The sequence below is a fragment of the Micromonospora yasonensis genome, assembly GCF_026013475.1.
GTDB classification, from domain to species: domain Bacteria; phylum Actinomycetota; class Actinomycetes; order Mycobacteriales; family Micromonosporaceae; genus Micromonospora; species Micromonospora yasonensis.
In genome coordinates, this window is record NZ_JAPDPH010000118.1 from 1 (window position 1) to 21,834 (window position 21,834).

Consider the following 21,834-nt stretch of genomic DNA (forward strand, 5'->3'; position numbering starts at 1 on the left):
CCTCCTCCAACTGGAGGTGCCGCCCGGGTCCCGGCTCGGCAATGCCGGCGGCGGCCGCGGCAACGCCGGCGGCGGCCGCGGCAACGCCGGCGGCGGGCGCGGCAGCGACGGCGGCGGGACGGCGCGGTGAGCCGGCCGGCGCGCCCCCACGTACCGATGCGGCCGCTGTGGCGGTGCCGGGCGTGCGGCGCGGAGTGGCCGTGCCAACCCGCGCGGCTGGCGCTGCTGGTCGAGTACCGCGACGACCGGACCGCGCTGCTGGTCTACCTCGGCACGCTCATGCAGGAGGCCGGCGACCAACTCGCCCAGCTCAACGGGCACGCCCGCCCGGCCGGCCTGGCCGACCGCTTCCTCACCTGGGCTCGGGCGCGCGGCCAGGACCCCGACGGGCCGTAGCGGCCGTCAGGGGACGGGGTGGGCGCGGAGCGCCGCGATGAACCAGGCGAAGACCGGTCCGAGCGAGGGCGGGACCGGCCAGCCGTTGATCGTGGCGAGGAGTTGGACGTACCGCTCGGCCCGCGGTTCGTTGGCGGCCACCAGGCGGTCCAGCAGCTCAGCCCGGTAGCCGGCATCGTCGGTGCGGCCGAACGTCCGCGCGTACGCGTCGACCAGTTCGGTCACGACGGCCGCCGCCGGGGCGGAGGCCGGGTCGGTCCCGGCCGCCCGGGCCGCCGTCACCCGCTCCCGGACCTGCTCGGTGAGGTCGTGGTGCAGGCCGGTCCGGTCGCCGGCGGCCCGGTCGGCGGCCTGGTGTTCGGCGAGCCGGCGGGCGGCGGCCCGGAACTCCGGATCCTGGACCAGCTCGGCGAGGGCGATCCACGCCTCGACCTGCTCCGGGGTGGGATCGTCGGGCAGGTCGGGGGTGGCTGCGCGCATCATCGCGACGAACTCCGGGTTGGCGTCGAGGTCGCCCCACGTGGTGTCGACGAAGTCGTGGATGAGCCGGCGCCGTTCGGCGTCCGAGAGCGTGGCGAGTCGGTGCATCAGGGTGGTCTCCTCTGGGCCTGATCCGCGTCGGGCGACGGCGCGCAGCACCGCCCGGCGCAGGTGGAGGGTGCGGATCTGCACGTCGAGCGCGTCGGCGTGCCATGCGGCGAGTTCGGGCACCGAGGCGGGCCGGTCCAGCGCCCGCCGGACGGTGGCCAGGTCGAAGCCGAGTTCGCGCAGCGTACGGACGAGGTCCAGCCGGGCGATCGCGGTCAGGTCGTATCGGCGGTAGCCGGAGGGGCTGCGCCCGCTCGGCGGGACGAGCCCCTGATCCGACCAGAACCGGATGGTCCGCACCGGCAGCCCGGTCCGCCGGGCCAGCTCCCCGATGGAATACCACTCCTCGTCGCGCACGCCCCCACCCTGCCGTCTCCACCCACTGGAGACTCAACCCGAGCCCCCGGGACAGCACGACAACTTGGGGGAAGTTGCTGCCTCGCGGGCGGTGGTGGCAGCAACTTCCCCGAAGTTGCTGCCACCACCGAAGGGGGCGCGGTCAGGGAAGGGTGCAGGCGGTGTTGTTGAGGGTGATCAGGGTCGGGTTGGGGTTGGGGGCGCCGGAGGTGGTGCCGTTCAGGCCGAAGGTGATCTCGGCGCCGGGGGCGATCGTCGCGTTCCACGACTCGTTCCTCGCGGTGACGGTGGCCCCGGACTGGCTGACCTGCGCCGACCAGTAGCTGCTCACCTTCTGGTCGCCGGTGAACGCCCAGCGCACGCTCCACCCGTTGACCGCCGAACTGCCGGTGTTGCGCACGGTGACCTGGGTGGTGAAGCCGTCCGGCCAACTGCCGTGGGTGATGTAGGTGGCGGCGCAGGTCGGGGCCGGCACCGCCGCCGCGTCACCCTGGTCGGCGAGGAAGGAGGCCAGCCAGGCCAGCGCCGAGTTCCAGTTGATCGCCACCTCGTTGGTCGAGTACGAGTTGATGTCGTCGACGTAGCAGAACATCGGCCGGCAGCCGGCGAGCAGGTTGGCCGCGAACGGGTCCTGGAGGGCGGCGTTCGGGCCGCCCGCGAGGGAGCCGGCCGGCGGGGTCGGCAGGTCCGGGTTCAACTGGTGGGCGAAGATCCGGCTGTGCTGGTTGCGCGCGTGCTGCTCGCCCCAGCCGGTCACGTAGGACATGTTCAGCGCGTTGCGGCCGAGCAGGTAGTCGGCGGTCTGCACCGCCCCGTCCCGGTACTTCGCGTCCCGGGTCAGGTCGAACGCGGTGGCCAGCACGACCGCGTTGTTCACGATGTTGCTGTTGCTGCCCCAGACGTACGCGTCCGCCCCGCCCGGCAGCGGCAGCCCGTACGCCTGGCCGCGCTGCGTGCTCAGGTAGCGGTCGGCGGCGGCGGTCACCGAGGCCCGGATCCGGGCCTTCTCGGCGGCCGGCAGGGTGTTGGGCACGGTGGCCAGGTCGAGCCGGCCCAGGGCGGCCACGCTCTGCCAGCCGAACGCGCCCCCGGCGTCGAACACCTCTGCGGTGTGCCGCGGCGAGGCGGTCAGGTCGGTCAGGTACGCCCCGTCCCCGGTGGTCAGCCACAGCTCGACGGCGGCCCAGTAGAACTCGTCGGTGACGTTCGAGTCGTCGTACGTGCCGCCGCCGTTGCCGTCGGCCGCGCTCGCGTAGACCGCCGGGTGGGCCCTGGCCGCCGCGTAGGCGGTCCTCGCGGCAGTGCCGCAGCGGGCCGCGAACGCGGCGTCGTACGGGGCGAAGAGCCGGGCGCACTGGGCGGCCACGGCGGCCAGGTTGAGGGTGGCCGCGGTGGACGGCGGGTGCAGCTCGCGCGGCTGCGGGTCGTCCTGCGGGGCGAGCGGCAGGCCGGTCCAGTTGCGGTCGTGGATCTTGTGGTGGGCCATCCCGGCGAGCGGCTGGCCGGCCGGCACCTGCATGCGCAGCAGGAACTCCAGCTCCCAGCGGGCCTCGTCGAGGAGGTCCGGGACCCGGTTGCCCCGCTCGGGCACGCGCAGCGTGGCGTCGCCGAGCGCCGCGCCGCCGGCGGCGGTCTCCGCGGTCTTGGTCCGCTCGAACGCGTTCAGCAGCTGGTAGGTGGCGATGCCGCCGTTGACCACGTACTTGCCGTGGTCGCCGGCGTCGTACCAGCCGCCGCGCACGTCCAGCCGGTAGTCGCAGCCGCCGGGCTGGCAGGGCACGTCGGTGTCGCCCTGGTTGGGCGCCACGCCGAGGTGGCCGGCCGGGCGGGCGTACCCGGCGCCGAGCAGGTCACCGTCGATCGGGATGCCGCTGCGCTGGGCGTAGAAGAACTGGAGCGAGTCGGCGCGCAGCCGGTCGTAGAGCGTGCCGGAGATGTCGAACGGGTGGCTGGCCTCCCCGTCGACCACCAGCGTGTAGCCGGTGCCCGGGGTGCGGTACGCGGAGAAGTCGACGGTCTGCACGTCCTGCCCCGACGTCGGGTCGAGGCCGCGCGGGGTGGTCTCGCCGCTGGCCACCACCGCGCCGGCGGCCGACCGCAGCTGCCAGGGCAGCGGGTCGGTGGCCGTGGTGACCACGGTCGCGTTCTTCGGGCCGCCCGGCAGGTAGCCGACCTGGTTGACCCGGACCCGTGGCCCGGTGTCCGGCTCGTACGGCGGGGCCGCCTCGCCGCCGCGCAGCGAGACGTTGTCCAGGCAGAAGGTCTGCGCCTCGGGGCTGCCGCCGATCTGGAAGATCAGCTGGGCGGCCGGGTTGTCGGCCGGGGCGGTGAACGTCCGGCTGACGCGCGTGGCGGTGCCGCTGGCGGTGGCGTCGACGCTGGCGTACGTGGTGTAGGGGGCGCTGCCGAGCTGGAGCACCGCCTTGACCGGCGCCCCGGGGGTGGCGGAGATATCGAAGGAGATCTCGTACTCGGCGCCCGCGATCAGCGGCACCGCGTCCTGGCCGATGCCGGCGTCCCAGGGGTTGGCCAGGCCGCCGGCCACGGTGGTGCAGAGCCGGCCGTCGGTGACGCCGAGCGGCCCGGTGCCGTACGAGAACCAGGGGGACGGGCCGTCGCTGAAGTCGCCGTTGCGCAGTTGTTCGGGTGCGTCCGGGGGTACCTCGGCGTGCGCCACGCCGGCGGTGGCGCCGATCAGCGCCAGGGTGGTGGCCGCGGCGAGCGCCGTGCGGCGGCGTCGGGATGGGGTCACGGAGGGGTCCTTCCGTGCGGGGTCGGTGGCGGCGCGATCGAGAGCTGGGAGCGCTCCCAATGCCAGCCCGATGTTTCCAGCGCGTGCCCCCGCTGTCAATCGATCCGGTCCGATGGGTTGCCGCCTCGGTCGGCAGTGAGATTCGCCGCGCCGCGCAGCATCGTCCCGATCTCCTAGAGACAACCGATGCCTTCGCCTGGCAGGCTGCCTCCCATGACCCTGAAGCTTCGTTCCGTCGGGGCGAGCGACCGAGGGCTGATCCGCAGCGGGAACCAGGACGCGCTCCACGCCGGCAGCTGGCTCGTCGCCGTCGCCGACGGCATGGGCGGCATGGCGGCCGGTGATCTGGCCAGCCGGATCGCCATCGACGCGGTGGCCCCGCTCGACCTGGAGACCCCGGAGGACGCGCTCGTCGCCGCCCTGCAGAGCGGCATCGAGCTGGCTACCGCGCGGATCCGCCAGGCCGTCGAGGAGGACCCGGAACGACAGGGCATGGGCACCACCCTCACCGGGTTGCTGTTCGCCCGTACCGGCAGCTGCCTGGCCCTGGCCCACGTCGGCGACTCGCGGGCCTACCTGTTCCGCGAGGGCGTGCTGAAGCAGGTCACCCGGGACGACACGTTCGTGCAGATGCTGGTCGACCAGGGTGTGATCACACCCGAGCAGGCGAGCAGCCACCCCCGCCGGGCCGTGGTCACCCAGGCGCTGCAGGGCGACGAGGTCTCCCCGACGTACGCGACGATGGTGCCCCGCGCCGGCGACCGCTGGCTGCTGTGCAGCGACGGCCTCTCCAATGTGGTCCGCCCGGACACCCTCGCCGAGGTGCTCGGCGAGTACGCCGACCGGGCGGCGTGCGCGGCCAAGCTCATCGACCTGGCGCTGCGGGCCGGCGGCCCGGACAACGTGACCGTGGTGATCTCCGACGTGGTGGAGGAACCGGCCTGATCAGCGCCGGCGCGGGCTGGCGCGCCGGGTGGGCTCGGCGGTGGTCGGGTCCTCCGGCCACGGGTGCCGGGGATAGCGTCCGCGCAGCTCCGCGCGCACCTGCGGGTAGCCGGTACGCCAGAACGAGGCCAGGTCGGCGGTGACCGCCACCGGCCGGCCGGCGGGGGAGAGCAGGTGCAACAGCACCGGCACCCGACCGTCGGCGATCCGGGGCGCGTCGCGCCAGCCGAAGGTCTCCTGGAGCTTGACCGCCAGCACCGGGGCGGCCGGGTCGGCGTAGTCCACCCGGATCCGGGAGCCGCTGGGCACCGGCAGCCGCTCCGGCGCCAGCTCGTCCAGCCGGGCGGCCTGCCGCCAGTCGAGCAGCCGGCGCAGCGCCGCCGCCACGTCGATCCGGGCCAGGTCGGCCCGCCGCCGGGCCCGGGCCAGCTCCGGGCCCAGCCAGCCGGGCGCCCCGTCGAGCAGCGCCGCGTCGGAGACGTCCGGCCAGTCGTCGCTGAGCGCGTGCCGGCAGAAGGCCAGCCGACGGCGCAGCGCCGCCGCCTCCGGCGTCCAGGTCAGCAGGTCCAGCCCGCCCTGGCGCAACCCGGTCAGCACGGCCGCGGCGACCCGCTCCGGGTCTGGCGCGGCGAGCGGCCGGTCGACCAGCTCGATCGCGCCGAGCCGGACCACCTCCCGGGCCACCACGTCGCCGCCGGACCAGCCGACCTCGCGCTCGGTGCGCAGCAGCGGCCCGCCGGCCTCCCGCGCGGTCGCCTCGTCCACCGGCGTGGCCAGCCGCACCCGCGCCGTCGGCGCGCCCGGGGAGCGGTCGGCCACCGCGACCGCCAGCCAGGCCGACCCGGCCAGCCCCGACCCGGCCGCCAGCTCCGCGGCGGTGCCACCCGCCATCAGGTACCCGGACCCGCCGGCCCGACGGGCCCGGGCCAGCCGTTCCGGGTACGCCAACCCGACCAGCAGCCCCGCCGCCAGGTCGTCGGAGAGGTTGTCGCCCGCCCCGCGATCTTGCACGTTGGGCTCGCGTTCTGCGGCTTGCGTTCCCTTGGCGGGGACACCAACTCCAAGATCGCGGAGACTTGTCGCGCCGATGGGGGCCGGGCGGCTTCTGGGCACGGCGGCGCGTAGGCGGCGTACCTCGGCACGCCAGCGGGCAGTGGCGGCCGGGTCCGCGCCGGCGCGCAGCCGGCGCCAGAGCGCGGTGAGGTCGTCGCCCGCGCCGCCGAGCGTCTCCTCGGCGAGCAGGGCGACCACCTCGGCGGCCCGGTCGGCGCCCACCCGCTCCGCGCCGTCCAGCAGCGCCCGGGCCAGCCGGGGGTGGGTGCCGGCCGCCGCGACGGCCCGGCCCCGGTCGGTGATCCGGCCGTCCGGGTCCACCGCGCCCAGCGTGGTGAGCGTCTCCCGGGCGACCGCGAGGGCGGCCGGCGGCGGGGGATCCGGCAACGACAGTCCACTGCCGTCCGGGTCACCCCAGGCGGCCAGTTCCAGCGCGAACCCGGTCAGGTCGGCGGTGGCGATCTCCGGCTCCGGCTGCGGCGCGAGCCGGGCGTGACCCGCCTCCGACCAGCACCGGTAGACCGCCCCGGGAGCCTCCCGCCCGGCCCGGCCGGCCCGCTGGGTGGCCGCCGCCCGGGACACCGGCACGGTGACCAGCGCGCCCAGACCCCGGGCCAGATCGGTACGCGCCACCCGGCTCAGTCCGGCGTCGACCACCACCCGGACGCCGGGCACGGTCAGGCTGCTCTCCGCGACGGCGGTCGCCAGCACCACCCGGCGCCGGTCCGTCGGACGTAGCGCCGCGTCCTGGGCCGCGCCGGGCAGCCGGCCGTGCAGCGGCAGCACGGCGACGCCGCCCGGCAGGTCGGCCAGTCGGCCGGCGACGGCGTTGATCTCGCCGGCCCCGGGCAGGAAGACCAGCACGTCCCCGTCCCGCTCGCGCAGCGCCCGCCGCACGGTGGCGGCCACGTGGTCGAGCAGTGCCGGATCGACCCGGCCCGGACCGGGCGCGGCGACCGGCCGGGGCGGTGGCGCCCAGATCCGGGTCACCGGGTGCAGGGCCGCCTCCGCGCGGACCACCGGGGCGGGCCGGCCCGCGCCGCCGAGCAGCGCGGCGAACCGGTCCGCCTGCGGGGTCGCCGACATGGCCAGCAGCCACAGGTCCGGCCGCAGCGCGCCGCGGGCCTCCACGCTGAACGCCAGGGCCAGGTCGGCGTCGAGCTGCCGCTCGTGGCACTCGTCCAGCAGCACCGCGCCCACCCCGGGCAACTCGGGGTCGTGGTGCAGCCGCCGGACCAGCAGCCCGGTGGTGACCACCTCGACCCGGGTGTCCGGTCCGACCCGCCGCTCGCCGCGCACGGCGTACCCGATCCGGCCACCGACGCGCTCGCCGAGCAGCGCGGCCATCCGGTGGGCGGCTGCCCGGGCGGCCACCCGCCGGGGTTGCGCGATCATCACCCGCCCCGGGACCTGGTCGGCCACCGCGAGCGGGGCGAGGGTGGTCTTGCCGGTGCCGGGCGGCGCCACCAGGACCGCCGCGCCGGCCGTGCGCAGCGCCCCGACCAGCGCCGGCAGCACCGGGCGGACCGGCAGATCGAGGGGTACGTCGGAGAGCACCGACCCACTCTCGCACCCGGCCGGCGCGGAACCGGAACGGCCCGGCCGGTGAACCACCGGCCGGCCGGCGTGGACACGACGATGGCCGGGCCCGCCGACCCGGCCATCGTCCTCCACCCCTTAGTACGTTCCGTCGAGCTGCCCGCGCAGCTTCGTCAGTGCCCGGGCCAGCAGCCGGGACACGTGCATCTGGGAGACGCCGATCTGCTCGGCGATCTGCGACTGGGTCAGGTTGCCGTAGAAGCGCAGCGTGAGGATCTTCTGCTCGCGCTCGTCCAGCGTGGCCAGCGCCGGGCCCAGCGCCACCCGCAGCTCGGCGAGCTCGAACTCGGAGTCCTCGCCGCCGAGCATGTCGCCCAGTTCGGTGGCCCGGTCGCCGTCCCCCGTCGGGGTGGACAGCGACACCGCGTTGTACGCGCGGGCCCCCTCCAGGCCCTCCAGGACCTCTTCCTCGGTGAGCTTGAGATGAGTGGCGATGTCGGCGACCGTCGGCGACCGGCCGAGGGTCTGCAGCAGCGAGCTGTTGGCGTCGGAGATGGCCAGCCGCAGCTCCTGGAGGCGACGCGGCACCCGGATGTCCCAGGTGCGGTCGCGGAAGTGCCGCTTGAGCTCGCCGATGATGGTCGGGATGGCGTACCCGGCGAAGTCGACGCCCCGGGAGGGGTCGAACTTGTCGATCGCCTTGATCAGGCCGACCGCGGCCGTCTGGGCCAGGTCGTCGGTGGGCTCGCCCCGGCCGCTGTAACGGTGGGCGAGGTGGTTGGCGAGCGGCAGCCAGGCCTCGATCGCCTTGTCCCGCAGCGCGGGGCGCGACGGGTGGTTGACGGGCAGGGCGGCCATCGCCTGGAGCACGTCGGCGGCGCTGTCGGTGAGCGCCCGAGGGTCGAGCTTCTCGCTGGTGGACGGCGGGGTGGCCGCCCGCTCGGTCAGGGTCTTCGCGGTCATGGGTGGTCCTCCCTGCACCTCGTCCGCGGAAAAGACGTGACGCTTTGGTTTAGGCTCCATGTAGTCCGTTCGGAAGCCACCCTAACCCGATCGGCTCCAAAATATCTAGCCGAAAGGATGATGTGCTTAAGGTGTTTTCGGGCATAAACACGCTGAACTAGGCGCGAAAAGGGCCGGCTCTCATGCTCGATGAGCCCAGCCGGTCGGTCTGGACGGCCGCTTGACAGCCGACCGGACGGCCAGCAGGAAACCGGACAATCGGCGCTCAGTGTCGGCTTTCCGTCGTTGTCCCGCTGACGGGACCGCCCGTAGCGTCCCCTGTGTACCCGTCCACGGGAGGCACCCGTGCTCGATCCCGCCGCCCCGCAACTCGTCGTCAACGCCCCGACGCTGATGTTCAGCTGGCTGCCGGCGGATCCCGACGCGGTCGCGGCGCTCGTCCCGGCCGGTCTCCGCGCGCGCCCGGACCGCCAGGTCTTCCTCTGCCAGTACGTGGTGGACGACGAGTGCCAGACCTCCGGCGTCGGCGCGTACTCGCTCACCTTCCTGGCCGTCTCGCTGCAGGACATGGACCCGCCGGACGGGGATATCCCGGGTGGTTGGTGGACCCACTACCTCGCGTCCAGCCACCGCATCCGGACGTACGTCGCGGCCCGCGGCGCCCCGGCGGCGGCCGGGGAGACCCTCGTGCAGGTCCGGGGTGGACGGCTCAGCACCGAGACCCGGGTGGACGGCCGCCCGCTCATCCGGGTCGCCGCCCGGGTCGGGTACACCGGCACCGAGGCGCACAACGGGCACCACCGCTACGTCACCGCCCGCGAGGACGAACTGGTCGTCACCGACTTCCCGTACGTCGCCGAGCCGGTGTCGCCGTTCGAGATCGAGTCGGTGGAGTTCCTCGACCCGGAGCACCCGGTCTACCCGCTACGCCCGGCCAACCCGCTGCAGATCTGCTGGGGCTTCTACTCGCCCCGGGTGTCGTTCGCGTACCCCGCCCGGCCCGACGCGCTCGACGAGCCGGTGTCCGCGCCGGTGCATCAGGTGCCCGCCCGCCGGACCCGCGGCGGCCTGCCGTCCGCGTCGTAGTGAATCGACGGCTCGGCAAGGTTTCCCGTCGCCCAAACGGGTAATTCAGAGCCCGGGTTGGCACGGTGCCCGAGCGGTGAGGAACCAGTCCCGCGTGGTCACGTTCCAGCCTCCCGAGGTCGACACCGCCCTCACGGTAGGACCCCCGGCACGGAGCCGTACGCCGACCGCCCCAGGTCGGCGCGGCCCGGACGCGAGGCCCCACCGCGCCCCTGGAGCACGAGTACGGAGGAGGCACCAGCATGCCCACCGAGACGACGAACACCGTGACCGAGTACCGCGAGCAGACGGTCGAGGGGGAGCGGGGCGCGCTGGTCGCGGTCTTGGTGATGGTGATTCTCGGCGTGGCCGGCATCTTCGCCGTCTCCTGAGCCGCCGGCGGGCGCCCCGGACGATGCCGGGACGCCCACCGCCCGCGGGCTCAGGGGCGCGCGCCCTCGCCGCCGGTGTGCGGCAGGCGCTCGGCCGGGATCACGCCGAGCCGGCCGGCCTGGTAGTCCTCGACCGCCTGGATCAGCTCCGCCCGGGTGTTCATCACGAACGGGCCGTAGTGCGCCACCGGCTCCCGGATCGGCTGCCCGCCCATGATGTAGAGCTCCAGGGCCGGGCTGTTGCCGTCCTGCGTCGGGTCCGCGGTGACCCGCAGCGCGTCGCCCGCGCTGTGCGTTGCGAGCTGGCCGATGTGGATGGGCCGCCGGTCGGTGCCGACGGTGCCCCGGCCGGCCAGCACGTAGACCAGCGCGTTGAAGTCCGGCCGCCAGGGCAGGCTCAGCTCCGCGCCGGGCTGCAGCGTCACGTGCGCGATGGTGATCGGGGTGTGGGTCGACCCCGGGCCCTGGTGCCCGGCGATCTCCCCGGCGATCACCCGGATCAGCGCGCCGCCGTCGGGCGTGGTGAGCAGCGCCGACTCGCGGCCCCGGATGTCCTGGTAGCGCGGCGGGATCAGCTTCGCCACCTTGGGCAGGTTGACCCAGAGCTGGAGGCCGTGGAAGAGGCCACCGCTCGTCACCAGGTGCTCCGGCGGCGCCTCGATGTGCAGCAGGCCGCTGCCGGCCGTCATCCACTGCGTGTCGCCGTCGGTGATGGTGCCGCCGCCGCCCTGCGAGTCCTGGTGGTCCATGATCCCGTCGATCATGTAGGTCACCGTCTCGAAGCCCCGGTGCGGGTGCCACGGGGTGCCCTTCGGCTCACCCGGGGCGTAGTCGACCTCGCCCATCTGGTCGAGGTGGATGAACGGGTCCAGCTCGCTCAGCGGAACCCCGGCGAAGGCCCGGCGGACCGGGAAGCCCTCGCCCTCGTAGCCGCTCGGCGCGGTGGTCAGCCGGCGGACCGGCCGGAAGGTGGTGGACTCGTCCAGCTGCGGCAGGCGGGGCAGGACGAGGACGTCGTCAACGGTGATCGCGGGCATCTCGGGCTCCTTACTTGTCGGCCGGGGTGGACGACGCGTCGCGGTCGGCGCGCAGGCGCCGGCCGAGCCGCTCGAAGACCCGGGTGAGGCAGGCGACCTCGGCGTCGTCGAGGTCGTCCATCAGGTGGGTGCGCACGGAGCGCAGGTGGTGCGGCGCCGCCTCGCGCAGCGCCAGCAGGCCGGCGGCGGTCAGCACGGCCTCGCTGCCGCGCCGGTCCTCCGGGCACGACTGCCGGGCGACCAGGCCCCGCTTCTGCATGGAGGAGATCTGGTACGTCAGCCGGCTCGGCGAGAAGACCAGCCGCCCGGCCAGCTCACCCATGCGCAGCCGCTGCCCCGGGGCCTCGGAGAGCAGCACCAGCACGTGGTAGTCGGCGAAGGTCAGCTCGCTGTCCGTGCGCAGATCGTCCTCGAGCTGCGTGAAGAGCCGCTGGCTCGACTCGATGTACGCCCGCCAGCAGGCCATCCGCTCGCTGTCCAAGCTCTCCGTCATGCCCGGAACAGTAGCACTATTTAAAATTTCAACAAGCCCTCCAAAGCGCCTGTGAGCCGCGTGACAGTGGTGCTTGACGGTGGTGACGTTGAAATCTGAATAGAAAGGGCGGTCACCGGGCGGAGGCCGGGTGTGCCGGCTGGCCGGGCTGCCCCGGTGGCTAGGGTCGGGGAGTGGACGATCTCGACCTGCTCGACTGGCGGGAGCGGGTGGCCCGGCTGCACCTCTCCGACCTCGACCTGACCGGGTTCCGCACGGCACGGGACGAGCTGTTCCGCACCCACCCGTGCAGCCCCCTGCCGCCCGCCGACCGGGCCGGGTTCACCGGGCTGCGCTGGTACCCGCCCGATCCGGGGGCCGTGGTCGAGGCGCCGCTGCGCCCCGCCTCCGGCGCCCTCGGCATCAACACCGGCGGCCCGGACGGCGTGGTGCGGTACCGCAGGGTGGCGGTGGCCGAGACGCCCTGGGGCCCGCTCACCCTCTGGTGGATCGAGGCGTACGGGGGCGGGCTGTTCCTGCCGGTGCGGGACGCCACCTGCGGGGCGGGGAGCTACGGCGGCGGGCGGTACCTCACCGACACGGTCAAGGGCACCTTCGGGCGGGGCCTGACCGTGCTCCCCGGTGGCCGGGTCCGGCTGGACGCCAACTACCTCTACAACCCCAGCTGTGCGTACGACGACCGCTGGGCCTGCCCGCTCGCCCCGCCAGAGAACCGGGTGGACGTGCCGATCCGGGCCGGCGAGCTGGCGTACCACTGAGCCGGCGACGCCCCGGTGCGGCGGGCGCGCCGGGGCGTCGAGGACAGGCCGGTCAGCGGGCGGTCGCGCCGGTCGGGGTCAGGTGCATCCGACCCAGCAGCTGCCGGGCCTGCTCGGCCACGTCGGCCTCCACGGTGACCGCGTACTCGCTGGCCCGCAGCGAACTGGCCGAGGTGAAGTCGCGCCGGCCCCCGCTCATCGCGTGCGCCATCGCGCCGAAGACGGCACCCCAGATGGCGCCGATCACCAAGCCGGCCACGATCACCGCGACCCAGTTACCGACGGTGAAGATGCCGAAGAGCAACCCGATGAAGAGCCCGAACCAGGCACCCGTACCCGCGCCCACCAGGGCGGCCCGGCCCGTGGTCATCCGGCCCATCACCGTCTCGACCAGGGTCAGGTTCGTCCCGACGATCGCCGTGCGTTCCACCGGGAACCGGTTGTCGGCCAGGTAGTCCACCACGCGCTGGGCGGACGGATAGTCCGGGTACGACCCGATCGTGACGGTCGGCGGGCCGGCCCGGGGGCCGTGTCCGTCCCCGCTCGGCGCAGCCGGACGGCCGCCGGGACCGGACGGGAGGTTGTCGCTGCCCGGCATGTTGGGCCGCCAGGGCGAGGCCGAGGGTCTGGTCATGAGCTCCTCCTTCGTCAGCCCGCCGCGTTCCCGCCGCTGTCGGGCGGTAACGCGTCCCGGAGGACGGATTGACTGCGCCGGCCGGGGCCGCGCATGCCGGCGGGCGGGACCGGGTAGACACGACCGTGCCACGGATCAACGACCACGGGTTCCTCGCGGACGGGCGCAGCGCGGCTCTGGTCGACCGCGACGGCGCGGTGAACTGGTGGTGCCCGGCCCGCTTCGACGGACCGTCGGTCTTCGGGCGGCTGCTCGACGACACCGCCGGTCACTGGAGCATCCACCCCGAGGGCGACTACACCAGCGAGCGGTCCTACCTGGACGACACGTTGGTGCTGCGCACCGTGTTCCGTACCCGGACCGGAACGGCGGCGGTCACCGACGCCCTGGCGCTGGAGCCGGGCGCCCGCGGCCACGACGTCGGGGTGCGGTCGCCACGGGTCCTCGCCCGGGTCGTCGAGGGACTCTCCGGCGAGGTGCCGATGCGGGTGGAGTACCAGCCCCGCTTCGAGTACGGCCAGGTCCACGCCTACCTCAGCGAGACCGACGGGGTGATCGACGCGACCGCCGGCGCGTGCCACCTCCAGTTGCGCGCCAACGTGCCGATGACCTGCGACGAGGGGATGGCGTCCGGCCGGTTCACCGCCCGGGTCGGCATCGCCCACCACTTCACCCTCGGGTACGCGCCGACCTTCGGCGAACAGCCGCCCGCGCTGCCCGACGCCGACCAGGTGATCGCCGACACGGTGGCCGGCTGGCGGTCCTGGGCCGGGCTGCACGAGTACCGCGGGCTGTACCGGGACGAGGTGCGCCGCAGCGCCCTGGTGGTGCAGGGGATGACCTACGGGCCGAGCGGGGCGGTCGTCGCGGCGGCCACCACCTCGCTGCCCGAGGAACTGGGCGGGGACCGCAACTACGACTACCGCTACGTGTGGCTACGCGACTTCAGCCTCACCCTCCAGGCGCTCTGGCTGGCCGCCTGCCCGGACGAGGCGAACCGGCAGTTCGGCTGGGTGTCCCGGGCCATGGGCCGGATCGACGACGGCCTGGTGCCGATCATGTACGGCGTCGAGGGCGAGCGGGACCTCACCGAGCACCGCCTCGACCACCTCGCCGGCTACGCCGGCAGCCGGCCGGTGTTCGTCGGCAACGACGCCTGGCGGCAGCGGCAGACCGACGTGCTCGGCGAGATCCTCGACGCCGCCTGGCTGATGCGGCACTACCTCGACCCGATGTCGCCGGACGTCCGCCAACTGCTGCACGCCCTCGCCGATCAGGCGGTGCGGGACTGGCGCCGCCCGGACGCCGGTATGTGGGAGGCCCGGGACGCCGAGCGGCACTACCTGTCGTCCAAGGTGCAGTGCTGGACCGCGCTGGACCGGGCCGTCCGGTTCGGGCCGCGGATCGGCGACCCCGACGACGTGGCCCGCTGGGCCGCGGCCCGGGACGAGGTACGCGAGGCGGTGCTGACCCGGGGCTGGAACCCGCGGGTCGGGGCGTACACCGGGGCCTTCGACTCCGACGACCTGGACGCCTCGGTGCTGATCATGCCGTTGGTCGGTTTCCTGCCGGCCGGCGATCCGCGGATGCGCGCGACCATCGACGTGGTGGAACGCGGGCTCTCCCGGGACGGCCTGCTGCGGCGCTGGAAAACCGACCCGGCGGGCTTCGTGATCTGCTCGTTCTGGCTGGTCGGCTGCCTGGCCGAGGCCGGCGAGCTGGACCGCGCCCGGCACCTCTTCGAAGACCTCGCCGCCCGGGTCAACGACCTCGGCCTGTACGCCGAGCAGATCGACCAGGCCACCGGCGAGCAACTCGGGAACTTCCCGCAGGCCTTCTCGCACATCGGTCTGATCAACGCCGCGGGCCAGATCACCGACGCCGCCGAGCAGCTCGGCGGCCGCGCCCGACAGCCCGTGCCCGCCGGCACGCGGGACCAGGGCCAGGGCGGCTGACCGTCCGCCGACCCTGGCGCCGGCGCGCGGAACGGGGGGAGAAGACGGCAGGATCGGGGCGTGGAGCTGGTCATCATCGCGGACACGCACCTGCCGAAGCGGGCCCGGGAGCTGCCCGCGCCGGTGTGGGCGGCGATCGACGCCGCGGACGTGGTGCTGCACGCGGGGGACTGGGTGGACGTGTCGCTGCTGGACGCGCTGGAACGACGCGCCCACCGGCTGGTCGGCGTGTACGGCAACAACGACGGACCGGAGCTGCGCGCCCGGCTGCCCGAGGTGGCCGAGGTCGAGCTGGCCGGGCTGCGGGTGGCCGTGGTGCACGAGACCGGGCCGAAGGCCGGGCGCGAGCGGCGCTGCGCGGCCCGCTTTCCGGACCGCGACCTGCTGGTCTTCGGGCACTCCCACATCCCGTGGGACAGCCAGGCCCCCGGCGGCCTGCGCCTGCTCAACCCCGGTTCGCCCACCGACCGCCGGGCCCAGCCGTACGCCACCTACCTGACCGCGCGGGTGGCGGCGGGGCGGCTCGACCGGGTCGAGCTGCACCGCCTGCCGCCGCGCTGACGGGCGTACCACTACCCGGGCCTCCGGTCCGTCATGCCGGCCGGCGAATACGATCATCGGGTGACTGCGGGCCGGGCGGGTGTGGTGGTGGTCGGCGCGGGCATCGCCGGCGTGGCGTGCGCCATCGAGTTGGTCCGGGCCGGCATCCCGGTCGAGCTGCGGGAACGGGCCCGGGTGACCGGCGGGCGGATGGCCAGCAAACGCTTCGACGGCCGCCCCGCCGACCTCGGCGCGGCCTATTTCACCGTCGACGACCCCGACTTCGCCGCCGTGGTCGATCACTGGCGGGCCGCCGGCCTGGTGCGGAAGTGGACCGACACCTTCCTGGCGTACGGGCCGGACGGGCGGCGCGAGGTGCCCGGCCCGACCCGCTGGGCGGCACCGCGCGGGCTCCGCTCGCTGGTCGAGCACCTGGCCCGGGACCTCACCGTCACGCACAACCGGCTCGTGATGACGGTCGAGCCGGGGCCCCGGGTGGACGGCCGGGCCGCCGAGGCGGCCGTGCTCGCCATGCCGGGCCCGCAGGCGGCCCTGCTGCTCGACCCGGCGCTGACCGAGGCGACCCGGGCGGTGGCCGGGCAACGCTGGTCGTCGGCGCTGGCCGGCGTGCTCCGGTTCCCGGCCCGCCGCTGGCCGGACTTCCGTGGCGCGTTCGTCAACGGGCACCCGGTGCTCGGTCTGGTCTGTGACGACGGCGACCGGCGCGGCGACGGAGCCCCGGTGCTGGTCGCGCACACCACGCCGGAGTTCGCGGCCGGGCACCTGCTCCAGCCCACCGCCGCCGGCCCGGCGATCGAGGAGGCGGTACGGGACCTGTTCGGCCTCCCCGAGCCGGCCGAGCTGACCCACGTGCACCGGTGGACGTACGCCAAGCCGGTCCGGGGCGGCGACGGGACGTATCACCTGGACGACGACGGGATCGGCCTCGCCGGGGACGCGTTCGGGCGGCCCCGCGTGCAGAGCGCCTGGCGGTCCGGCCGCGACCTGGGCCGGGCGCTGGCCGCCCGGCTGCTCGCCGAGCGGGGCTGAGTACGCCCGCAGCCGCCCACCGGCCGGGTCGTGCCGTGACCCCGGTCAGCCCCGGACGCCGCCCAGGGCGGGCTCGTCCGTCCGGCCGCCCTGGGCGGCTCCGAGGGTCCGTTCGCCCGCCCGGTCCAGCAACTGCATCACCGGGGTGGCCGCGATCCCGTGCACCACCGCCGAGACGACCACCACCAGGCCCACCGTGGCCCAGAGCAGCCTGGCCTGCGGGAAGTCGGTCCGGCTGGTCGCGTAGGCCAGGTAGTAGAACGAGCCGACGCCACGGATGCCGAACAGCGCGATCACCCAGTGCTCCGCCGGCCGCCCAGGCGCGCCGCGCAGCGCCAGCCAGCCGGCCAGCGGCCGGATCACGAAGACCAGGGCCAGCCCCACCAGCGCCGCCGGCCAGGTCAGCGGGGCGAGCAGTCCGCCGATCACCGCGCCCCCGAGCAGCAGCAACAACAGCACGGTGAGCAGCCGCTCCACCTGCTCGGCGAAGCCGTGCAGCACCGAGTGGAACTCGTGGGTGCGCTCCGCGGCCCGGATCGCCCGGGCGGCCACGAAGACGGCCAGGAAGCCGTACCCGCCAGCCACCTCCACCAGCCCGTACGCCAGGAAGGTCGCGGCGAGGGCGAGGAAACCCTCGGCGTGCCGGGCCAGCCGCAGGTCGCTCGGCGCGCGGAAGAAGAGCTTGCCGAGCAGCCAGCCGATGAGCAGGCCACCACCCACCCCGACGGTGAGCTTGTAGAGCACGTCGAGGGTGATCCAGCGGGCCAGCCAGTCCGCCGGGGCGAGGCTGGTGGTGGCGATCGCGATGGCCGCGTACACGAAGGGGAACGCCAGCCCGTCGTTCAGCCCCGCCTCCGAGGTGAGAGCGAAGCGCACCTCGTCCTCCGAGTCCTCCACGTCGGTCGGTTCGCCCACCTGCACGTCGGAGGCGAGCACCGGGTCGGTCGGGGCGAGCGCCGCCCCCAGCAGCAGCGCCGCCGCCGGCACCAGTCCCGCCCACCACCAGCCGAGCAGCGCCACCGCCGCGATGCACAGCGGCATGGCGACCGCCAGCAGCCGCCAGGTCGACGACCAGCGGGCCCAGCTCGGCGGCCGGTCGATCTTCAGCCCGGCGCCCATCAGCGCGACGATCACCCCCACCTCGGTGAGATGGGTGGTGAGCGCCGGCCAGCGCAGCGGGTCGGGGGAGGGCAGCCCGGTGGGGAGCAGGAAGACCAGCATCCCGAGGCCGAGGAACGCGATCGGCATGGAGAGCGGGCGCCGTTCCAGCACGCGCGGCAGGACACCTGCCAGCAGCGCACCGACGCCCAGCAGCGCGAACGCGACATCGACCGGTTCCACGAGCAGCCTCCCCGCGGGTCAGTCGAGCGTGGCGATGGCGCTGTCCCCGAGGCCGTCGAGGAGGGCGGCCGGATCGTCGTAGACCGCCACGGCGCCGGCCCCGGCCAGCTCCGCCCGACCGGTGCCGCCGCAGGTCAGGCCGATGCAGGGGATGTCCAGCTTGCCGGCCGCCGCCACGTCCCAGACCGAGTCGCCGACGAACACCACCCGCTCGGCGGTCAGCCCGGACTGGTCCAGCGCGGCGACCAGGATGTCCGGCGCCGGCTTGCTCTCCCCGGCGTCCGCCGAGGAGGTGACGGCGTCGATCACGTCGTCGGCGGCGGCGAGCGCGGCGCGTAGGGCGGCCACCTCGTGCTCGGCCGCCGAGGTGGCGAGCACCACCCGCAGCCCGCGCGCGGCGCAGGCGCGCAGCAGCTCCACCGCGCCGGGCAGTGGCGTCAGCCGCTCCCAGTACTCGGCGTACCGGGCGTCGTGCGAGTCGCGCAGCTTGCCGTCGCCGTCCCGGTCGCGCTCCGGCCCGAGCAGGTGGTCGAGGAGCTTGTCCGACCCCATGCCGATGGCCCGGTGGATGCGCGCCATGGCCACCTGGTGTTCGGCCTGGCGCAGCGCCTCCCACCAGCTCACCGTGTGCAGGTACGTGGTGTCGACCAGGGTGCCGTCCACGTCGAAGAGGACGCCGCAGCGGTTGTCGTCGGGCATGGCGCTTCTTCTACCCTCGCGGGCCGCCGCCGACGCGCCACTCAGCCGGGCGGGATGAGGATTTCGAACCACACGGTCGAACCGCGCACCGTCGGGTCGGTGCCCCAGGCGTCGCTCAGCTCCTCGATCAGGCCCAGGCCCCGCCCCCGGCTGCTCAGCGTTTCGGTGCGGGCCCGGGTCACCTGGCCCCGGGTGCCCGAGTCGGCCACCGAGACCAGCAGCCGCTCCGCGCTCAGGTCGATCTCGACCCGGGCCGCGGTGCCGGCGTGCAGCAGCGCGTTGGTGGTCAGCTCGCTGGTGCACAGCACGGCGGAGCCGACCACTCCCTCCGGCACCCGCCACTCGGTGAGCTGGGCGGTCATCCAGTGCCGGACCCGGCTCGGCGCGGTCGGCTCGGCCGGCACCTCCATGCTCGCCGAGCGGCTCGGCTTCACCGCGTGTTCCACCGCCAGCACCGCCACGTCGTCCTCGGTGGCGCCGGGCACGGCGGCGGTGGCCACCGCGCAGAGGGCCCGGGGGTCGCTGCTGCCGGCGGCGGTCACGGCCGCGCCCAGCCCGGCCAGGCCGGCGCTCAGGTCCTGCCAGCGCCGCTCCACCACTCCGTCGCTGTAGAGCAGCAGGGTGTCGCCGGGGCGGAACGGCACGGTGGTGGTCCGCGGCTGGCAGCCCAGGCCCAGCGGCGGGCCGGGCGGCAGCTCGACGTACTCGGCGGCGGGCTCCGCGTCGGCCGGGCGGCGCCGGATCAGCGGCGCGGGGTGACCGGCGCTGGCCAGCGTGATCCGCTCCCGGTCGGCCTCGATCACCCCGAACACCACGGTGACGAAGAGTTCCTGCGTCCCGCCCTCGACGCCCAGGCTGGCGACCAGCCGGTCCAGCCCGGCCAGCACCGCGTCCGGGCGAGGGTCGGTGAGCGCCAGGGCGCGCAGCGCCGCGCGTACCTGGCCCATCCGGGCGGCGGCCTGCACGTCGTGCCCGGCCACGTCGCCGAGGACCACGCCGAGCGCCCCGGTGGGCAGCACGAACGCGTCGTAGAAGTCGCCACCGGCGGCGTTGCCGTCGACGCCCGGGTCGTAGCGGGCGGCGATCCGCAGCCGGGGCAGGTCGGGCAGTCGCTCGGGGAGCATGCTGCGCTGGAGCAGCTGGGCGGTGCCGTGCTGGGTCTCGAACCGGCGGGCCCGCTCGGCGGCCTGGCCGATCAGCTCCGCCGACGCGGCGAGCAGCGCCCGCTCGGCCGGGGACCACAGGTGCGGCGCCTGGTTGCCGACAGTCAGCGCGCCGCGGATCACCGCCGAGCGCAGCGGCAGCGAGGCGAGCGCCCGGATCTTCTGGTCGTGCCGGTCCGCCGCGGTCTCCCGCAACGGGTACCCGTCGGTGATGAAGGAGGGCACCCCGCTGCGCGCGGCCACCACGACCGGGACGGCCGCGTCGGCCGGCATCCGGCGCCACAGCGGCGGCAGCCGTTCGTCGGCCTCGTCCAGCAGCTCGCCACGGACCCGGCGGACCATCCGCCAGGCCGACCCCTCGTCCACCACGATGGAGACCCGGTCGGCGTCGAAGGAGTGCAGGCAGTAGCGCAGGGTGACCCGGGCGACGTCGTCCAGGGTGAGCGTGCCGGAGAGCGCGGCGGCGAATTCGCTCAGGCTCTGCAGCTGTTGGGTGAGCTGGGTGGTCTGCGCGGCCACCGTGAGCACGCCGACGATCTCGCCCGAGCTGTCCCGGACCGGTGAGTAACCCCGGGTGAACACCGCCGGCTCCGCGCCGCCCCGGTGCCGGTCGATCGGCAGCACCGCCTCCCGCTCCAGGAAGGGCTCGCCCCGCCGGTACGCCCGCTCCAGCACCTCGCTGGCGCCCGGCTCGTGCCAGATGTCGGCGTACACCTCCGCGGCCGGCCGGCCGAGCGCGCCCGGGTGCCGGGCCCCGATCAGCTCGGCGTACCCGTCGTTGTAGAGCAGGACCAGGTCGTCGCCGTAGAGCAGGGCCATCGGCACGGGCGAGGCGAGCACCAGGTCGACCACGGCCCGGACCGCCGGGTCCCAGCCCTCGGGCGCGCCGAGCGGCGTGTCCGCCCAGGGGTGGGCCAGCACGGCACCGGCGGCGCCGGACGTGGCGGCGGCCCGCTGCGGGGAAGCTCCCGGGGTGGGGGCTGACGGCGTGGGAACCCGCCCGACGGTTCCTGGCATGACCGCAGCCTATCCGGAGCGTGGCGCAGACGTTCCGATCACGTGTCCGGGTGGCGTACCGGATCGTCGCGGCTGGGCCGTTGGGCCAGGTCAGGGCCGGTACGACAACTGGTGTCGGGAAATTGAGGTTGTCCGGCGCGGCGTGCTCTCCGTAGCACCGGGTATGCGGGCGGCTGTTCACGCCGTGGTCGTGGGCGCCCGCGCCGTGTCTCAGGTCAGGTGGCGGGGGTCCAGCGAGCGGGCCAGGGCGCAGACCGCGAGCAGACGGGTGAGCAGCCAGTCCGGCTGCGACCAGTCGACCGGGGCGGCCGGCGCCTGCCAGCCGTGCTCCCGGGCCGCGGCGCGGATCCCCTCGGCGTACCCGGCGAGGGCGGCGACGGTCAGCGGCCGGTGATCGCCGTGCAGGCTGTCCCGTACGGCCGCGGCGTGCTGGTCGACGACGGCGAGCAGGCCGGGGTTGGCGACGGCCGCGGCGAGTCCGGCGGTGCCGAGGGCGGCGGTGAGCGTGGTGAGGGTGGCCCGGGCGGCCACCGCCGCGGAGCGGGCCGCCGCCCGGTTGTCAGGCACGCGCATGGTGACCGAGGCTAGCCGCGCGGCCACCGGGGCGGCCTCGTCCGACCGGCCGATACCCCGGTCGTCCGGGTGATGTCCGGTCCTCGGCACAGGGATTTGACCCGGCCGTGCGGGGGCAGAGAGACACCGCGCCGTCGGCGCGACCGACTCCAGGGCGGAACGGAAGGGGACGGGACGGTGGACGGACCGGACGACGCGCACCGCCGGCCGGCGGGCGTGAGTGACGCCACGGTCGAGGCGCTCGGCAAGCTCAGCGAGGCCCTGGAGACCGTGGAGCGGGCCCGGGGCCACCTCTACTCGGTGCACCAGTTGATCGGTCACGCGGACCTCATGCTGGACGACGTGGTGGCGCTGTTCCGGTCCGCCGGGCACGACGAGATCGCCGACCGGATCGACCGGGACCTGCTCGGCCGCAACGTCATCGCCGGACGCTGGACCTTCCAGATCGTCGAGGACTTCGACGACGGGTACTACGCGCTCTTCCGCGAGCTGGATCGGCGGGCCCGCGAGGAACTGGTCGGCGG

At 74.9% G+C, this 21,834-nt stretch carries 20 protein-coding genes; 9 read left to right on the top strand and 11 right to left on the bottom strand.

From position 1 onward, the window contains the following. Positions 1-126: 126 nt before the first annotated feature. Positions 127-396 (top strand): flavin reductase, encoded by a 270-nt coding sequence (locus ONA70_RS22165; RefSeq protein ID WP_265008393.1) that lies wholly within the window; start codon positions 127-129, stop codon positions 394-396. Between the two features lie 6 nt (positions 397-402). Here the strand turns inward: ONA70_RS22165 and ONA70_RS22170 are convergent, their stop codons facing one another. Both ONA70_RS22170 and ONA70_RS22175 read right to left on the bottom strand, forming a co-directional pair. Next, complete coding sequence (locus ONA70_RS22170) at positions 403-1,341, bottom strand: MerR family transcriptional regulator (RefSeq protein ID WP_265008394.1); 939 nt, start codon at positions 1,339-1,341, stop codon at positions 403-405. A 142-nt stretch (positions 1,342-1,483) separates the two neighbouring features. Continuing rightward, positions 1,484-4,093: a glycoside hydrolase family 9 protein gene (locus ONA70_RS22175; protein WP_265008395.1), complete on the bottom strand. Its 2,610-nt coding sequence runs from the start codon at positions 4,091-4,093 to the stop codon at positions 1,484-1,486. Between the two features lie 213 nt (positions 4,094-4,306). On the opposite strand from ONA70_RS22175, the gene ONA70_RS22180 reads away from it, so the two are divergent. Next, entirely contained in the window at positions 4,307-5,038 is a 732-nt protein-coding gene (locus tag ONA70_RS22180; protein WP_265008396.1) for a PP2C family protein-serine/threonine phosphatase, read from the top strand. Here the strand turns inward: ONA70_RS22180 and hrpB are convergent, their stop codons facing one another. Beyond that, entirely contained in the window at positions 5,039-7,648 is a 2,610-nt protein-coding gene (gene hrpB, locus ONA70_RS22185) for an ATP-dependent helicase HrpB (protein WP_265008397.1), read from the bottom strand. It lies immediately after the preceding gene. 120 nt (positions 7,649-7,768) lie between these two features. Further along, positions 7,769-8,593 carry a SigB/SigF/SigG family RNA polymerase sigma factor gene (locus ONA70_RS22190; protein WP_265008398.1) on the bottom strand — a complete coding sequence of 275 codons (825 nt, stop codon included), beginning with the start codon at positions 8,591-8,593 and terminating at the stop codon, positions 7,769-7,771. Between the two features lie 345 nt (positions 8,594-8,938). Between ONA70_RS22190 and ONA70_RS22195 the strand changes: the two genes are divergently transcribed. Further along, a complete protein-coding gene (locus ONA70_RS22195) occupies positions 8,939-9,679 on the top strand; it encodes a hypothetical protein (protein ID WP_265008399.1) in 741 nt (246 codons plus the stop codon). 242 nt (positions 9,680-9,921) lie between these two features. After that, positions 9,922-10,050, top strand: a complete 129-nt coding sequence (locus ONA70_RS22200; protein ID WP_265008400.1) for a hypothetical protein — start codon at positions 9,922-9,924, stop codon at positions 10,048-10,050. A 50-nt stretch (positions 10,051-10,100) separates the two neighbouring features. Here ONA70_RS22200 and ONA70_RS22205 read toward each other — a convergent pair whose 3' ends face one another. Together ONA70_RS22205 and ONA70_RS22210 are read right to left on the bottom strand one after the other, a co-directional pair. Next, on the bottom strand, positions 10,101-11,087 hold the full coding sequence (locus ONA70_RS22205) for a pirin family protein (RefSeq protein WP_265008401.1): 987 nt from the start codon (positions 11,085-11,087) through the stop codon (positions 10,101-10,103). Between the two features lie 10 nt (positions 11,088-11,097). Next, positions 11,098-11,580: a MarR family winged helix-turn-helix transcriptional regulator gene (locus ONA70_RS22210; RefSeq protein ID WP_265008402.1), complete on the bottom strand. Its 483-nt coding sequence runs from the start codon at positions 11,578-11,580 to the stop codon at positions 11,098-11,100. Between the two features lie 173 nt (positions 11,581-11,753). On the opposite strand from ONA70_RS22210, the gene ONA70_RS22215 reads away from it, so the two are divergent. Beyond that, positions 11,754-12,338 carry a DUF1684 domain-containing protein gene (locus ONA70_RS22215; RefSeq protein ID WP_265008403.1) on the top strand — a complete coding sequence of 195 codons (585 nt, stop codon included), beginning with the start codon at positions 11,754-11,756 and terminating at the stop codon, positions 12,336-12,338. A gap of 52 nt (positions 12,339-12,390) precedes the next feature. On the opposite strand, the gene ONA70_RS22220 is transcribed toward ONA70_RS22215, so the two are convergent. Next, complete coding sequence (locus tag ONA70_RS22220; RefSeq protein WP_265008404.1) at positions 12,391-12,972, bottom strand: general stress protein; 582 nt, start codon at positions 12,970-12,972, stop codon at positions 12,391-12,393. Between the two features lie 125 nt (positions 12,973-13,097). On the opposite strand from ONA70_RS22220, the gene ONA70_RS22225 reads away from it, so the two are divergent. From ONA70_RS22225 to ONA70_RS22235, 3 genes are all read left to right on the top strand, one after another. Beyond that, on the top strand, positions 13,098-14,927 hold the full coding sequence (locus tag ONA70_RS22225; RefSeq protein ID WP_265008405.1) for a glycoside hydrolase family 15 protein: 1,830 nt from the start codon (positions 13,098-13,100) through the stop codon (positions 14,925-14,927). A 60-nt stretch (positions 14,928-14,987) separates the two neighbouring features. Then, on the top strand, positions 14,988-15,488 hold the full coding sequence (locus ONA70_RS22230) for a metallophosphoesterase family protein (protein WP_265008406.1): 501 nt from the start codon (positions 14,988-14,990) through the stop codon (positions 15,486-15,488). Positions 15,489-15,569: 81 nt separating this feature from the next. Further along, complete coding sequence (locus tag ONA70_RS22235; protein WP_265008412.1) at positions 15,570-16,517, top strand: NAD(P)/FAD-dependent oxidoreductase; 948 nt, start codon at positions 15,570-15,572, stop codon at positions 16,515-16,517. A 45-nt stretch (positions 16,518-16,562) separates the two neighbouring features. On the opposite strand, the gene ONA70_RS22240 is transcribed toward ONA70_RS22235, so the two are convergent. The 4 genes from ONA70_RS22240 to ONA70_RS22255 all read right to left on the bottom strand — a co-directional run bounded on the left by ONA70_RS22240 (position 16,563) and on the right by ONA70_RS22255 (position 21,310). Continuing rightward, entirely contained in the window at positions 16,563-17,858 is a 1,296-nt protein-coding gene (locus ONA70_RS22240; protein ID WP_265008407.1) for a cation:proton antiporter domain-containing protein, read from the bottom strand. Between the two features lie 18 nt (positions 17,859-17,876). Then, the gene (locus ONA70_RS22245) at positions 17,877-18,557 is read right to left on the bottom strand and encodes an HAD family hydrolase (protein ID WP_265008408.1); all 681 of its coding nucleotides are present in this window, start codon (positions 18,555-18,557) and stop codon (positions 17,877-17,879) included. 41 nt (positions 18,558-18,598) lie between these two features. Then, complete coding sequence (locus ONA70_RS22250) at positions 18,599-20,737, bottom strand: SpoIIE family protein phosphatase (protein WP_265008409.1); 2,139 nt, start codon at positions 20,735-20,737, stop codon at positions 18,599-18,601. Between the two features lie 210 nt (positions 20,738-20,947). Continuing rightward, the gene (locus ONA70_RS22255; protein WP_265008410.1) at positions 20,948-21,310 is read right to left on the bottom strand and encodes a DUF6401 family natural product biosynthesis protein; all 363 of its coding nucleotides are present in this window, start codon (positions 21,308-21,310) and stop codon (positions 20,948-20,950) included. Between the two features lie 177 nt (positions 21,311-21,487). On the opposite strand from ONA70_RS22255, the gene ONA70_RS22260 reads away from it, so the two are divergent. Continuing rightward, positions 21,488-21,834 (top strand): hypothetical protein (locus ONA70_RS22260; protein WP_265008411.1); only part of this gene is annotated, 347 nt, incomplete at its 3' end.